Annotated in this window: 10 protein-coding genes and 1 pseudogene; 7 read left to right on the top strand and 4 right to left on the bottom strand. The window is 64.5% G+C overall.

Going from position 1 to position 14,126, the window contains the following annotated elements; translation table 11 throughout:
* Nucleotides 1–135: 135 nt before the first annotated feature.
* The 6 genes from AC0L28_RS04760 (at nt 136) to AC0L28_RS04735 (ending at nt 8,269) form a co-directional block, all read left to right on the top strand.
* Nucleotides 136–996: a carbohydrate ABC transporter permease gene (locus AC0L28_RS04760; RefSeq protein WP_023802709.1), complete on the top strand. Its 861-nt coding sequence runs from the start codon at nt 136–138 to the stop codon at nt 994–996.
* Entirely contained in the window at nt 993–1,859 is an 867-nt protein-coding gene (locus AC0L28_RS04755; protein ID WP_023802708.1) for a carbohydrate ABC transporter permease, read from the top strand. Before AC0L28_RS04760 ends, AC0L28_RS04755 begins: the two co-directional genes overlap by 4 nt.
* A 7-nt stretch (nt 1,860–1,866) precedes the next feature.
* Nucleotides 1,867–2,952, top strand: coding sequence for an ABC transporter ATP-binding protein (locus AC0L28_RS04750; protein WP_473475927.1), 1,086 nt, complete (start codon nt 1,867–1,869; stop codon nt 2,950–2,952).
* A gap of 124 nt (nt 2,953–3,076) precedes the next feature.
* Complete coding sequence (locus AC0L28_RS04745) at nt 3,077–5,110, top strand: aldo/keto reductase (protein ID WP_473475925.1); 2,034 nt, start codon at nt 3,077–3,079, stop codon at nt 5,108–5,110.
* A gap of 244 nt (nt 5,111–5,354) precedes the next feature.
* Nucleotides 5,355–6,299 (top strand): MurR/RpiR family transcriptional regulator, encoded by a 945-nt coding sequence (locus AC0L28_RS04740; protein ID WP_473475922.1) that lies wholly within the window; start codon nt 5,355–5,357, stop codon nt 6,297–6,299.
* A 200-nt stretch (nt 6,300–6,499) separates the two neighbouring features.
* The gene (locus AC0L28_RS04735) at nt 6,500–8,269 is read left to right on the top strand and encodes a flavin-containing monooxygenase (protein ID WP_473475920.1); all 1,770 of its coding nucleotides are present in this window, start codon (nt 6,500–6,502) and stop codon (nt 8,267–8,269) included.
* A 174-nt stretch (nt 8,270–8,443) separates the two neighbouring features.
* Here AC0L28_RS04735 and AC0L28_RS04730 read toward each other — a convergent pair whose 3' ends face one another.
* Both AC0L28_RS04730 and AC0L28_RS04725 read right to left on the bottom strand, forming a co-directional pair.
* A complete protein-coding gene (locus AC0L28_RS04730) occupies nt 8,444–9,673 on the bottom strand; it encodes an amidohydrolase/deacetylase family metallohydrolase (protein WP_473475917.1) in 1,230 nt (409 codons plus the stop codon).
* Nucleotides 9,674–9,963: 290 nt separating this feature from the next.
* A complete protein-coding gene (locus AC0L28_RS04725) occupies nt 9,964–10,392 on the bottom strand; it encodes an Lrp/AsnC family transcriptional regulator (protein WP_128175259.1) in 429 nt (142 codons plus the stop codon).
* Between the two features lie 124 nt (nt 10,393–10,516).
* Here AC0L28_RS04725 and AC0L28_RS04720 point away from each other — a divergent pair, with 124 nt between their 5' ends.
* Nucleotides 10,517–11,620 (top strand): saccharopine dehydrogenase family protein, encoded by a 1,104-nt coding sequence (locus AC0L28_RS04720; RefSeq protein WP_473475915.1) that lies wholly within the window; start codon nt 10,517–10,519, stop codon nt 11,618–11,620.
* Between the two features lie 54 nt (nt 11,621–11,674).
* On the opposite strand, the gene lpdA is transcribed toward AC0L28_RS04720, so the two are convergent.
* Nucleotides 11,675–13,072 (bottom strand): dihydrolipoyl dehydrogenase, encoded by a 1,398-nt coding sequence (gene lpdA / locus AC0L28_RS04715; RefSeq protein WP_473476269.1) that lies wholly within the window; start codon nt 13,070–13,072, stop codon nt 11,675–11,677.
* Nucleotides 13,073–13,183: 111 nt separating this feature from the next.
* A pseudogene (locus AC0L28_RS04710) lies at nt 13,184–14,077 on the bottom strand (dihydrolipoamide acetyltransferase family protein); the annotation flags it as partial.
* Nucleotides 14,078–14,126: the final 49 nt, after the last annotated feature.

Here is a 14,126-nt window from a genome sequence, read left to right as displayed (position 1 = left end):
CAGGGAACACCAACGTCTCATTCCGTCCAGCACCCCTCATCCGTCTTGGCGCTGCGCGCCAATCCACCTTCTCCCACAAGGGGAGAAGGCAAGGCAGGCCGGTGAACCTAGAAACGGGAAGCGAAGGAGGCAACGATGCGCTATCAGAACGCCACGGCGTACCGCTTCCTCGCGCCGTATCTGCTGATCTTCTCGATCTTCTGGCTGTGGCCGATCATCAACTCCTTCCTGATCTCCTTCCAGGCGACGCGCACCGTGCCGTGGCGGTTCGCGCCGACCTTCAACTGGGGCCGGCTGATCGGCGACCCGGCCTTTTTCAACGCCTTGAAGAACACGCTGCTCATCCTCGTCATCCAGGTGCCGGTGATGATCACTTTGGCGATCGTCATGGCGGTGCTGCTCAATTCGCCGCTGCTCAAGGCCCGTGGCCTGTTCCGCTTCGCCTTTTTCGCCCCGGTCGTGGTCGGCGAAGTCGCCTATTCGGCGGTGTTCCGGCTGATGTTCAATCTCGACTACGGCATCATCAACAAGCTGCTGAACAGCGTCGGCCTGCCGCGTATCGACTGGTTTTCCAACGTCACCCCGGCGATGGCGGTGATCATGATCGCGGTGACCTGGCGCTGGGCCGGCTACAACGCCATCATCCTGCTCGCCGGCTTGCAGTCCATCCCCCAGGATGTCTATGAGGCGGCGACGCTGGACCGCGTCAGCAAGCTCAAGCAGTTCTTCTACATCACCCTGCCGCTGCTCAAGCCGATCATCGTGTTCTGCGCCGTGCTGTCGATCATCGGCACCATGCAGCTGTTCACCGAACCGTTCCTGATCACCGAGCGCGGCGGGCCGGGCGGCGGCACCGAAACGCTCGGGCTGCTGCTTTACCGCCAGGGTTTCAGGTCGCTCAATTTCGGCTACGCCTCGGCCATCGCCTACACCATGGCCGGGCTGGCGATCGCCATCTCGCTGGTGCAACTGTGGCTGACGAGGGAGCCGAAATGAGCTCACGTTCCGCTTCGAGCCGTTCCTCCTCCAGCCGCTCCTCCTCCAGATTGGGACGCAGCATCGCGCTGCATCTCTTCCTGACGCCGCTGGCGCTGATCTGGCTGTTTCCGCTGTGGATGATGGTGATCTTCTCGACCATGCCCGACAGGGGCATTTTCAGCCCCAGCATCGAGCTTTTGCCGCACGGCAGCTTCCTCGACAACGTCAACAACCTGCAGCGCGACACCAATTTCATCGGCGCCATCGGCATCTCGGTCTCGGTGGCGGTGACCTATACGTTCCTGTCGGTGCTGCTCACCTCGATGGCCGGCTGGGCGCTGGCGCGCTACCAGTTCTTCGGCAAGGGCGTTGTCGTCGCCATCATCCTCGGCACCATCACGCTGCCCTATGCTGTCGTGCTGATCCCGCAATTCATCATGGTGGCGCGCGATTTCAAGCTCGCCAACACCTGGGTGGCGCTGATCGTGCCGCCGCTGTTCAATTCGCTCGGCGTGCTGTTCATGCGGCAGAGCTTCTCGATGATGCCGGGCGATCTGTTCGATGCCGCTCGCGTCGAGGGGGTCAAGGAATGGCGGATCTTCCTGTTCGTAGCGCTGCCGCTGGCGCGGCCGATGCTGGCGGCGCTCGCCATCATCCTGTTCCTTGCCTCCTGGAACAATTATCTCTGGCCGCTGCTGATCAATTCCAAGCCCGGCGCGATGACGGCGCCGGTGGCGCTCGGCACGCTGATCGGCCTCACCAAAGTGTCGTGGGGCGGCATCATGGCGGGCGCCGTGATGCTCACCGTGCCGATGCTCGTCGTGTTCGTGCTCTTGCAGCGCCATTTCGTCGCCGGCATTGCCGCCGGCGCCATCAAATAGGATCAGCATGGGAGCGGTCACACTCAAAAATGTCGTCAAGCGCTTCGGCGTCTTCGAGATCGTTCACGGCGCGAACATCGACGTCGAGGACGGCGAATTCGTCGTCTTCGTCGGCCCCTCCGGCTGCGGCAAGTCCACGCTGCTCAGGATGATCGCCGGGCTCGAGGACATCAGCGGCGGCGAGATCGCCATCGGCGGCAAGGTAGTGAACAATGTGGAGCCGGCCGACCGCGGCATCGCCATGGTGTTCCAGTCCTACGCGCTCTATCCGCACATGAGCGTCGAGCAGAATCTGAGTTTTGGGCTCAGGATGAACGGCAACCCGAAAGCTGACACCGAGCGGCGGGTGAAGCGGGCCGCCGAGATCCTGCGCATCGCCGAGCTGATGAAGCGGCGCCCGCGGCAATTGTCGGGCGGCCAGCGCCAGCGCGTCGCCATCGGCCGCGCCATCGTGCGCGAGCCGCAAGTGTTCCTGTTCGACGAGCCGCTGAGCAATCTCGACGCCGAGCTCAGGGTGCAGATGCGGGTCGAGATCTCGCGCCTGCACAAGGAGCTCGGCGTTACCATGATCTATGTGACGCATGACCAGACCGAAGCGATGACGCTGGCCGACAGGATTGTCGTGCTCAACGCCGGCAATATCGAGCAGATCGGCGCGCCGCTCGATCTCTATGACGACCCCGCCAACCGCTTCGTCGCCGGTTTCGTCGGCTCGCCGAAGATGAATTTTCTGGCGGCACAAGTGGTCGGCAACGACGGCAATGCAACGCTCCTCGAACTCGCCAACCATGGCGGCGCTCGGCTGCAGAAACCGCTGTCGGGCGCCCCGCCTGCGGTCGGCGCCGAGGTCGTGCTCGGTGTGCGGCCGGAGCATTTCTTCGAGGCCGGCGAAGGCGATTGCGACATCGCCGTCAAGGCCGATGTCGCCGAGCACCTCGGATCGGTGAGCTACATTTATGCCAATGCCGGACCAGAGGAACTGATCATGGAGCGCGAGGCGTCGCGGCAGCGGGCGACTGGCGACCACATGGTGGTGTCGATCAAGGCTGGCCAATCGCTTCTCTTCGACAAGTCAGGTGCTCGCATTCGCTAGTGCCCAAAAGCATGCCCTCGGGCGTGAACCGCGCAGCGGTTTGGGACAACGCCATGCACACCAAGACACGCAATTTTTCTTTCACCAACTCGCGACGCCGAGGCGACCCCAAGGAGATCCAGGAATGACGTCCGAACCACAAAAAATCCGCTGGGGCATTCTCGGGCCCGGCACCATCGCCAAGGCCTTTGCCGGCGGCGTCGCCCATTCGCGCACCGGCACATTGGTCGCCATTGGTGCGCGCAATCCCGGCAAATCAGGCCTCGCTGAAAACTTCCCCGGTGCCCGCATCCTCGACGGCTACGAGGCTCTGCTCACCGATCCGGACGTCGACGCAGTCTACATTTCGACGCCGCATCCCAGCCATGCCGAATGGGCGATCAAGGCGGCCGAGGCCGGAAAACATGTGCTTTGCGAAAAGCCGATGGGGCTCACCGCTTTCGAGGCCGACGCGATGATCCATGCAGCGCGCAGGGCCGGCACCTTTCTCGGCGAGGCCTTCATGTACCGGCTGCATCCGCAGACGGCAAAGCTGGTCGACCTCGTCAGGTCCGGCGCAATCGGCGAGGTACGCATGGTGAAATCGAGCTTCGGCTTCGCCATGCCTGGCTTCATGCCGGAGCACCGGCTTTATGCCAACGATCTCGCCGGCGGCGGCATTCTCGACGTCGGCGGCTACCCCGTTTCGATGGCGCGGCTGATTGCCGGGGCCGCATCGGGAAAGCCTTTCGCCGAGTCGGACAAGGTGGCGGGTGCGGCGCATCTCGGCCAGTCCGGCGTCGACGAATGGGCGTCGGCGCTGCTGCATTTTCCCAACGGCATCGTCGCCGAAGTCTCCTGCGGGATTTCGCTCGCCCAGGACAATGTCCTGCGCATCCTTGGTACCAAAGGCCGCATCGAGGTCGCGGATTTCTGGTATGCGAGCGGCAGGGAAGGCGGCACCGGCGAGATCCGCATCATCCGTTCAGGCGGTGAGGAGGTGGTCGAGGTCAGGGAAGACCGCTGGCTCTACGCTTTCGAGGTCGACGCCGCCGGCGAGGCGATCCTGGCCGGAAAGCAGGAGTTTGCCTGGCCGGGCATGGGCTGGGCCGACAGTCTCGGCAATCTGCGTGTGCTCGACAAATGGCGTGCCGCCATCGGGCTCGAATACGAGATCGAAAAACCCGAAAAACGCGTCGACACCATTTCTGGCCGGCGGCTGCGCTCCGGCGGCACCATCATTGCGAAGCGCGAAATTCCGGGCCTGCCGCGGCGGGCCTCGTGCCTGGCGCTCGGCTTCGAGGATTTTCGCACCTTCTCCTCCGGCATGATCCTGCTCGATGCCTATTTCGAAGCCGGCGGCAACGTCTTCGACACGGCCTTCATCTATGGCAGCGGCTACACCGAAACGCTGCTCGGCCAATGGTTGAAGAACCGCGGCGTGCGTGAGCACTCGGTGGTCATCGGCAAGGGCGCGCACACCCCGCTCTGCTATCCCGATGTGATCGGCAGGCAGCTCACCCAGTCGCTCGACCGGCTGCAGACCGATCATGTCGATGTCTATTTCATGCACCGCGACGATCCCGACGTGCCGGTCGACGAATTCGTCGACGCGATGGATCAAGAGGTCAGGACTGGCCGCATTCGCGGTCCGTTCGGCGGCTCGAACTGGACGAAGGAACGAATGGACGAGGCGATTGCCTATGCCGAACGGACCGGCAAGCAGAAGCCTGGCGCGCTTTCGAACAATTTTTCGCTGGCCGAGATGCTGGTGCCGATCTGGCCGGGTTGCGTCACCTCGTCCAGCGACGAATGGAAGGCCTGGCTGACCGCCCGGCAGATGCCCAATTTCGCCTGGTCGAGCCAGGGAAGGGGTTTCTTCACCGGCCGCGCCGGGCGCGACCAGCGTGACAATGAAGAGCTGGTCCGGGTCTGGTACTCGGAGAAAAATTTCGGCCGTCGCGACCGGGCGATCGAGCTCGCCAACAGGCTGGGCAAGAGCCCGATCCATGTCGCGCTCGCCTACGTCCTGGCCCAGCCGTTCCCGTCCGTCCCGCTGATCGGACCGCGCACGCTCGACGAACTGGAGGACAGTCTGCAGGCCCTCGACATTGCGCTTTCGCCCGACGACATCGCGTGGCTGGATGGCGGTTCGGATCAGCATCGACGCACGGGCTGAGGGGGCATCGCTGCCCTTTCCTTCTCCCACAGGGGGAGAAGGGGAGTCGCGCGTCCCGTAACTCTCCGACTTGCGGTCGAACGGCGACCACGGCTCTAATCATCGGGATCGTTCGCACTGCGCTTACATTGTTGTTTAAATTTGCTTTTCTATTTCTTGAAAAGCTTGTTTCTTTCCTACATACTTCGCAAACTGGCCGCGCAAATACGGTAGAGGTCGAGTCCACGAACGGCAGGGATGAGTCATGACCGAAGCAGACGGCCAAGGACGGCCGACCTCGGGCGACGAAGCCGATGGACGCGATCATGTCAGGCGCATCCCCGACATCATTTCGCTGGTGAAGGACTCTTACGGTGAATTGCGCCCGGCGGAGCGGCGCGTCGCCGATGTCGTGCTCGACGACGTCAAATTCGCGGTCGACGCCTCCAATGCCGTGCTCGCCCAGCGCGCCCAGGTCAGCGAACCCACGGTAACCCGGTTCTGCCGCGCCATCGGCTGCGAAGGGGTTCGCGATTTCAAGCTGAAGCTGGCGCAGAGCCTGGTCGTCGGCGCGCTCTATCTGAGCAAGCCGCCGCCGGTGAGCAGCGACAATGGCATGCCGTTCTGGAATGCCGTGTTCGGCGAGGCCCGCCGGGCGCTGCAGGAGGCCGAACGGCAGCTTGATCCGGCGCAGCTGGTGAAAGCCGCCGAGCTCATCGCCAATGCGCGCCAGGTCACGGTGTTCGGCCTCGGCGGCAGCTCGTCGGCGCTGGCGCAGGAAACCCAGTACCGGCTGTTCCGCTACGGCATCACCGTCGTCGCCCAATGCGACCCCTATCTGATGCGGATGACCGCCTCGACCCTGAAGCCCGGCGACCTGGTGATCGCCATTTCGGCGACCGGACGCACCCGCGAAGTGATCGAGGCCGTCGAGCTCGCCAAGCATTACCGCGCCAACGCGATTGGCGTGACCGCGCCCGACACCGAGCTTGCCCGCGCCTGCGACGTCAGGCTGACGGTGGCGGTGCCCGAATATCCCGACACGCTGAAGCCGACCGCCTCGCGCTTCGCCTTTCTGGCCGCGATCGACCTGATGGCGGTGGCGGCCGCCTACAAGCTCGACGGCTCGGCCCGCGAAACGGTCCGCCGCATCAAATACAACGCCCAGATCCACAGGACGGGCAAGGAGATGGAGCCGCTGGGAGATTGAGGCCTGGTTAAGGGGCGTTTGCGCTACCCCTCACCCCTGCCCTCTCCCCGTGAAAAACGGGGAGAGGGGGTCGCCAGCGCTGGAGCTTGTCCCTTCTCCCGTTGTTCACGGGGAGAAGGTGCCGGCAGGCGGATGAGGGGCAGCGCCGAGTTCGACAATTGACGACCCAATCCGGATTCGCCGACTCGAAGGAGAAGAAAATGCTCGACATGGCACCCTCAAAACAGGCGGCCAGCTGGCTTTCCTCTCTCTCCCCCGCGCTCGAGGCGGGCGACGCCGCGGCCGCGACCGATCTGTTCGTCGAGGATTGCTACTGGCGTGACCTGCTGACCTTCACCTGGAACATCAAGACGATGGAAGGCCGCGCGGCGATCCGCGACATGCTGGATGCCACTCTGGCGGCGACCAGGCCGACTGCCTGGCAGCTCACTGGCGAAGCAAGCTCGCACGAAGGCACGATAGAAGCCTGGTTCAGCTTCGAGACGTCATCGTCGTGGGGCCAGGGCATCATGCGCTTGGCAGACGGCAGATGCCGGACGCTATTCACGGCGATGAGCGACCTCAAGGGTTTTGAGGAGCGCAAGGGACCGGCGCGGCCGCTGGGTGTCCGCCACCAGGCCGATCCGGACCGCGAGACCTGGGCCGAGGCGAGGGCGCGCGAGGCGCGTGATCTCGGTGCCATTGAGCAGCCCTATTGCCTGGTCATCGGCGGCGGCCAGGGCGGCATCATGCTGGGCGCACGGCTGCGGCAGCTCGGCGTGCCGGCCATCGTCATCGAGAAGAATGCGCAGGCCGGCGATTCTTGGCGCAACCGCTATCGCTCGCTCGTGCTGCACGATCCGGTCTGGTACGACCATCTGCCCTACATCCCGTTTCCGGAAAACTGGCCGGTGTTCACGCCCAAGGACAAGATGGGCGACTGGCTGGAAATGTACACGCGCGTCATGGAGCTCAATTACTGGACCTCCACCAGATGCGTCAGCGCCAGCTACGACGAAGCCGAAAAAATCTGGACGGTCGAGGTCGATCGCGCCGGCGAGCGCATCACGCTGATGCCAAAACACATCGTCTTTGCGACCGGCGCCTATGGCCCGCCGCGGCAGATCGACCTCCCGGGCGCCGCTGCGTTCCAGGGCGAGATCCTGCATTCCAGCCAGTATTTTAGCGGCGAGAAATTCCGCGGCAGGCGCGTCGCGGTCATCGGCGCGGCAAGCTCGGGGCACGATGTCGCCGTCGACCTCTGGGAGAGCGGCGCTGCGGTGACGATGATCCAGCGCTCGCCGACGACGGTGGTGAAGTCAGACACGCTGATGGAGGTCGGCTTCGAGATCTTTTCGGAAAAGGCGCTGGCCCGCGGCATCACCACCGAAAAGGCCGACATGATCGTCGCCTCGACGCCGTTCGCGCTGCTGCCGCAAACCCAGCGCGCGCTGTACGACATCATCAAGGCGCGCGACGCGGCCTTCTACGACCGCTTGCGCGGCGCCGGATTCGCCATCGATTTCGGCGACGACGAGACCGGGCTGCTGATGAAGGCCTACCGCACCGGCTCGGGTTACTATATCGACGTCGGCGCGTCCGATCTGATCATCGACGGCGCGATCGGCATCCGCAGCGGCGTCGAGATCAAGTCGCTGACGCCAACCGGAATCCTGTTCGACGACGGCAGCGAACTGGCGGCCGACGCGATCATCTCCTGCACCGGCTACCAGTCGATGAACGAGACCGTGGCGGCGATCGTCTCACGCGACGTCGCCGACGAGGTCGGGCCGTGCTGGGGGATTGGCTCGGGCGTGAAAGGCGACCCGGGACCATGGCAAGGCGAATTGCGCAACATGTGGAAGCCGACGGCGCAGGAAGCGCTGTGGTTCCACGGCGGCAATCTGGCGCTGTCGCGCTTTTACTCGAAATATGTGGCGCTTCAGATCAAGGCGCGGATGGAAGGGATGGCGACGCCGGTCTATGGGTAGCAGCGCTCCTCTCCTTCTCCCCTTGTGGGAGAAGGTAGATTGGCGCGCAGCGCCAAGACGGATGAGGGTGTTGGACGGAGTGAGGCGTTGGTGTTCTCTGGAGCACCCCTCATCCGACCGAGCTTCGCTCGGCCACCTTCTCCCACAAGGGGAGAAGGAAGAGCCGCCCAGCCTTCACCCACGCCCGAAATGCCGGCTCACCACATCGACATGCGTCTCATGCGCATGCGCTTCGTAGCGGTCGGTATCGCCAAAATCGTTAGCCGCTTCGTTCGGCCACCAGGTGCCGCCGATCACGATGCCGTCCGAGACCAGCCGCTGCTCGGCGACCAGCGACGCGCCGACCGCGTCGACAAAGGTAAAACGGCCCGGACGCAGCCGCAGCACTGCGATGTCGCCGACTGCACCGATCTTAAGCGTGCCAAGCTCGGGCCTTGCGATCGCCTCGGCCGGCCGTTGGGTCGCCGCGCGCAGCACCTCGACCAGCGGCATGCCGAGCGCCAGCAATTTCGACATGCACACCAGAATGTCGAAGGCCGGACCGTCGACGCAGTAGAGATGCACGTCGCTGCTGATCACGTCAGGCGCCAGCCCTTCGCTGAGCATCGCCCTGGCAACCGAGAAATCGAACGAGCCCATGCCGTGGCCGATGTCGAAGATGACGCCGCGCTCGCGCGCCAGCCGCATGTCGGGCCGGACCGCGCCCGAGGCGAAGACCGGCGCGTTGGGAAACGGCCGGAAGCAGTGGGTGAGAATGTCGCCCTTGCGCAGCCGCGGCAGGACTTCCGAACGGCCTGGCGGCGGCTCGTCGATATGCGCCATCAGCGGCAGGCCGGCCTGGTCGGCAGCCTCGAGCGCCAGATCGACCGGCGCGATGCCGCTGCTGCCGCCGGCATGGCGACCCGAGCGTACTTTTACGCCGACGACCACGTCTGCGTGCTCGCGCACCGCCGCCACCGTCTCGCGCGGTTCGCAGAGCCGCAGATCGCTGCACTCGCCAACCGAAACGGTCTGCGAGAAGCCAAAAATGCCGGCAAAGGAAATGTTGACATAGGCCAGGATGCGGAGCTTCGAGCGCTCGATGACGTGGCGGCGAAAGCCGAGGAGGTTGCCGGCGCCAGCGCTTCCGGCGTCGATGAAGGTTGTGGTGCCGCTTTTTGCAGCGAGGCGGTCGGCATCGACGCCAAGCGAGGTGCCGCCCCAATAGACGTGGCTGTGCAGGTCGATGAGGCCGGGCGCGACGATGGACCCCGTCGCATCGATGACGCGCGCGGCGCGCTCGAAGGGAATGTCGGGATCGATCGCGGCGATGCGGCCGTTGGCGATGGCCAGATCGCGTTGCGCATCGAGGCCGGATGCCGGATCGATGAGGCGGCCGCCCTTCAGCAGGAGATCAAATTGCATCGCGTCCGGCTCCTGTCTGTTCTCGTTCAACCCGGCCTGTCCGCGCAATTCTCATACAGGCCATGTCAGAAAGCAACATTTTTTCGGACTTCATGTTGCTTTATTACAGGAGCGTCGCAAGCGTAAGCGTAGCGCCAGAAATTGCCGATCTCCCCCCAAGTGGGGGAGATGCCAAGTTTTGGCAAAGAGGGCAGGACAGAGGGGGCGCTGTCCCGCCGACTTTCCGCAAGGTTCTGCCCGGCAGCAGCATTTTGGAAGGAGGGAAGCGGTGCCATGCTCCGCCAAGCCACTCACCGGTCGATCCGCGTCGACAGGATGATCGACGACGATGTCCGCTCGACCCCGTCCATCGCGCCGATCTCATCGAGAAGCGTGTCGAGGTCCTTGATCGACGGCGCGTCGACGACGACGATCATGTCGAAATTGCCGCTCACCGAATGCAGCGTCCGCACCGGCGGCAGCGCCTGCAGGCTGCGCACCACCTTGTCGGCAAGCTTGGGCGTGACGGTGAGCAGGACATGCGCCCGCACCAGTCCCTGTTCGTAGTCGGGTGAAAGTCGGACGCCATAGCCGGTGATGATGCCGCGCTGTTCCAGCCGCTCGATCCGGCTCTGCACCGTCGTCCTCGACACGCCGAGCCGCCGCGCCAGTTCGGCCGTCGAGGCGCGCGCATTCGCGCGCAGCAGGGAGAGCAGGGCCTGTTCGGCGTTGCTAAGCACTTTCGACGAACCTCATCGGCATACTGTCCAATTTGGCACTTCGTTTTGAACAGTTCAACACTTCCTTTCGACAGGCAAGCTGCGATTCTCTCCGCTCTGTGAAAGGCAAGGCGAGGGAACTGTCATGAAGGACATCATAATTGTCGGTGCCGGCAAGATCGGCTCGACCATCGCCGAGATGCTGGCTTCCACCGGCGACTATCACATAACCCTCGTCGACCGCTTGGCCGCACAGCTCGGCGCGGCCGAACTGCCTGAAACGGTCGAGACGCTGGAACTCGACATCGAAGCCGCCGGCACGCTCGAATCGGCCCTGGCCGGCAAGTTCGCGGTGCTCAGCGCCGCGCCCTTCCACCTGACCACGCGCATCGCCGAAGCGGCGGCCAGCGCCGGTGTGCATTATCTCGACCTGACCGAGGACGTCGTCGCGACCCGGCGCGTCAGGCAATTGGCGCGTACCGCCGACAGCGCCTTCATCCCGCAATGCGGGCTGGCGCCGGGCTTCATCTCGATCGTCGCCAATGATCTCGCCAGCCGCTTCGACACGCTGGAAAGCGTGCGCATGCGGGTCGGCGCGCTGCCGCAGTACCCGTCGAATGCGCTGAACTACAATCTGACATGGAGCACGGACGGCGTCATCAACGAATATTGCGAGCCTTGCGAGGCGATCGTAGAAGGCGAACTGATCGAGGTACCGCCGCTGGAGGAGCGCGAGGAATTCTCGCTCGACGGCGTCACCTACGAGGCGTTCAACACCTCGGGCGGGCTCGGCACGCTGGCCGAAACCCTGAAGGGCAAGGTGCGCACGCTGAACTATCGTACCATCCGCTACCCCGGCCATGCCGCGATCATGAAGGCGTTGCTCAACGATCTCGGCCTGCGCCACCGCCGCGACGTGCTGAAAGACATTTTTGAGAGCGCCCTGCCGGCGACGCTGCAGGACGTCGTCATCGTCTTCGTCACCGTCAGCGGCCGCAAGAACGGCCGCCTGCTGCAGGAAACGTACGCCAACAAGATCTACGCCAAGCGCGTCGGCGACAAGGTGCGCAGCGCCATCCAGATCACCACCGCCTCCGCCATCTGCGCTGTGCTCGACATGCTGGCCGACGGCAGCTTGCCCGCGCAGGGTTTTATCAAGCAGGAAGACATCGCGCTCGACGCGTTCCTCGCCAACCGCTTCGGCCGCGCCTATGCGCAGCACGAGATGGTTAGCCGGCTTGCCGGGTGAGCTGTGTAATCTCCCCCTCAAGGGGGGAGATCACCCGCTCAGCCACCCCGCCTCTCAGACATGCAACACCCGCCCAAGCGCCTTCAGCGCCGCCTCCTGAAAACCCTCGCCCTGTGTCGGATGGGCATGGATGGTGCCGGCGATATCCTCCAGCCGCGCGCCCATTTCCAGCGCCAGGCCAAACGCCGTCGACAGTTCCGACACGCCCTGGCCGACCGCCTGGATGCCGAGCACCAAATGATTGTCGGCGCGGGCGACAACTCGGACGAAGCCATCCTCACTCATCTTGGTCATCGCGCGGCCGTTGGCGGCGAACGGAAACAGCCCGACCTTGATCTCGCCGCCGAGCCTCTTGGCCTCCTCCGGCGACAGGCCGGCGGTGATCAGCTCCGGATCGGTGAAGCAGATGGCGGGAATTGAGCGCTTGTCCCAGCTGCGCTTGTGGCCGGCGACGATCTCGGCGACCATTTCGCCTTGCGCCATCGCCCGGTGCGCCAGCATCGGCTCGCCGGTGACGTCGCCAATGGCAAAGATGCCGCGCATCGAGGTGCGGCACTGGTCGTCGATGCGGATGAATTTGCCCGCCATGTCGAGGTCGATCTGCTCCAGCCCCCAGTCTTCGACAACCGGCTTGCGCCCGACGGTGACCAGGATCCTGTCGGCGGGGATTTTGGCATTCTTGCCGGTCGTCGTTTCGACCAGCAAGGCATCGCCCTTGCCCGACAGGCCCTTGGCCTTGGCGTTCACGAGCACCTCGATGCCGAGCTCGGTGAGCCGCTTCACCACCGGCCGGGTCAGCTCGGCATCATATTGCGCCAGCACGCGCGGCAAGGACTCGACCACGCTCACCTTGGCGCCCAGCTTGGCGAAGGCGATGCCGAGCTCGAGCCCGATATAGCCGCCACCGACGACGGCAAGCCTTTCCGGCACTTCGCTCAGCTCCAGCGCTTCGGTGGACGAGATTACCGGCCCACCGAACGGCAGTGACGGCAGCTCGACCGCCGCCGAGCCGGTCGCGATCACCACCATCTCGGCGCGGACGACCTGCATGCCAGTCTCGGTCTGGACCTCGACGGTCTTGCCGTCACGGAATTTCGCCCAGCCATGCACGGTCTTGACCCCGGCCTTCTTGAGCAGGCCGGCAACGCCGCTGTTAAGCCGGCTAACTATACCGTCCTTCCAGGCGATGGTCGCTTCGAGATCAATCGACGGTGTGGCGATTGAAATGCCGAGCGGGCTCTTGCCGCTCGCCATGTGCGAGATTTTTTCGAACTCCTCGGCCGCATGGATCAGCGCCTTGGACGGAATGCAGCCGACATTGAGGCAGGTACCGCCCGGCTTGCCGAACTCGACGATAACCGTGTCGATGCCGAGCTGGCCGGCGCGAATGGCGCAGACATAGCCGCCCGGACCGGCGCCGATGACGAGCAGCTTGCAGGATATTTCCTTCATCATGGCACCCTGGTTGGTCGAGCCGGCGGGAGATGTCCGGCAGGACAGAGGGGGGCGCGAAGGATCGCTACTGCTCTCATTCTGCGCCCCTGCGATCCCCTGTTCATCATCTCAATCCACAAAAATCAGCGCCGGGGTCTCCAGCAGCGTCTTGATCCGCTGGATAAACACCGCGGCGTCCCAGCCGTCGATGACGCGGTGATCGAAGCTGGAGGACAGGTTCATCACCTTGCGCGGCATGAACTGGGTGCCGTCCCACACCGGCCGCACCATCATCTTGTTGACGCCGAGGATCGCCACTTCCGGATGATTGATCACCGGCGTCGTCGCCACGCCGCCCATGGCGCCGAGCGAGGTGATGGTGATCGTCGATCCCGACAGTTCGTCGCGCGCCGCCGTGCCTGACCTGGCCGCCTCGGCGAGCCTGAAAACCTCGGCGGCGCAGTCCCAGATGTCGCGTGCCTCGGCGTGCTTGACCACCGGCACCACCAGCCCCGAAGGCGTCTGCGCGGCAATGCCGATATGGACGCCGCCATGCTGGTGGACGATGCCGGCCTCGTCGTCGAACAGCGCGTTGATTTTGGGCTGGTCGGCGATCGCCTTGACCATCGCCCGCATCAGGAACGGCAGCAGCGTCAGCTTCGGCCGCTCCACGCCGCCGAGCTTCTCCTTGTTGAGCGCCGCGCGCAAATCCTCCAATGCCGTGACGTCGATCTCCTCGACATAGGTTATGTGCGGGATGCGCGACTTGGCCAGCGCCATCTTCTCGGCGATCTTGCGCCTGAGCCCGATGATCTTGATGTCCTCGACGGCCTCGTTGCGGGCGAGGCCGGAGACCTTCGCAAGCTGCGGTCCGCGCGCCAGGAAGGCGTGGATGTCCTCGTGGAGAATGCGGCCGGCCGGGCCGCTTCCCCTGACCTGTCGGAGATCGACGCCGGCCTCCTTTGCCCTGAGGCGGACGGCCGGCGACGCCAGCGGCCTTTCACCTTCGGGACGCGGCGCGGCGACGGGCGCAGGACCCCCACCCCTAACCCCTCCCCACAAGGGGGAGGGA

The organism is Mesorhizobium sp. WSM4847 (assembly GCF_055811335.1).
The sequence above is the reverse complement of the archived record's forward strand: the minus strand, read 5'-3'. Positions and strand labels throughout refer to the sequence as shown.

Excerpts from the sequence above, each read along its gene's own strand:
- AC0L28_RS04755 (WP_023802708.1), top strand. The coding sequence starts at position 993 with ATGAGCTCACGTTCCGCTTCGAGCCGTTCCTCCTCCAGCCGCTCCTCC.
- lpdA (WP_473476269.1), bottom strand. The coding sequence starts at position 13,072 with ATGAAGGAAATATCCTGCAAGCTGCTCGTCATCGGCGCCGGTCCGGGC.
- AC0L28_RS04730 (WP_473475917.1), bottom strand. The coding sequence starts at position 9,673 with ATGCAATTTGATCTCCTGCTGAAGGGCGGCCGCCTCATCGATCCGGCA.
- AC0L28_RS04750 (WP_473475927.1), top strand. The coding sequence starts at position 1,867 with ATGGGAGCGGTCACACTCAAAAATGTCGTCAAGCGCTTCGGCGTCTTC.
- AC0L28_RS04720 (WP_473475915.1), top strand. The coding sequence starts at position 10,517 with ATGAAGGACATCATAATTGTCGGTGCCGGCAAGATCGGCTCGACCATC.
- AC0L28_RS04735 (WP_473475920.1), top strand. The coding sequence starts at position 6,500 with ATGCTCGACATGGCACCCTCAAAACAGGCGGCCAGCTGGCTTTCCTCT.
- AC0L28_RS04740 (WP_473475922.1), top strand. The coding sequence starts at position 5,355 with ATGACCGAAGCAGACGGCCAAGGACGGCCGACCTCGGGCGACGAAGCC.
- AC0L28_RS04745 (WP_473475925.1), top strand. The coding sequence starts at position 3,077 with ATGACGTCCGAACCACAAAAAATCCGCTGGGGCATTCTCGGGCCCGGC.
- AC0L28_RS04760 (WP_023802709.1), top strand. The coding sequence starts at position 136 with ATGCGCTATCAGAACGCCACGGCGTACCGCTTCCTCGCGCCGTATCTG.